The sequence below is a fragment of the Paraburkholderia sp. SIMBA_053 genome, assembly GCF_046534895.1.
Lineage (GTDB): Bacteria > Pseudomonadota > Gammaproteobacteria > Burkholderiales > Burkholderiaceae > Paraburkholderia > Paraburkholderia caledonica.
In genome coordinates this window covers 1-261 of record NZ_JAWRXU010000980.1, presented here as the reverse complement: position 1 = coordinate 261, position 261 = coordinate 1, and the positions used below count along the sequence as shown (strand labels likewise).

Sequence of the window (261 nt, the reverse complement as noted above, 5' to 3'; positions counted from 1 at the left end):
CAACGCGGCGAGCAGTTCGTGCAAACTTTCCGGCGTGTTGATGAAGCGCCGCTGATCGTCGCGCGGCGCGCGCGCGCCGAAACCACTGTACTGATAGAGCACCGGCAGCATCGTCATGCCGATGCCGGCCGCCGACGCCGCATCCACGACACGTTGTGCAAGTTCCGCCTGGTTCGTGTAGCGCTTGCCTTCCGGCGTGTGATGCACGTAATGAAACTCGCACACCGGCGTATAGCCCGCCTTCAGCATTTCGATGTAGAG

Annotated in this window: 1 pseudogene; it reads right to left on the bottom strand. The window is 62.1% G+C overall.

The window, feature by feature from the left end:
• A pseudogene (locus SB753_RS38530) lies at positions 1-261 on the bottom strand (formimidoylglutamate deiminase); the annotation flags it as partial.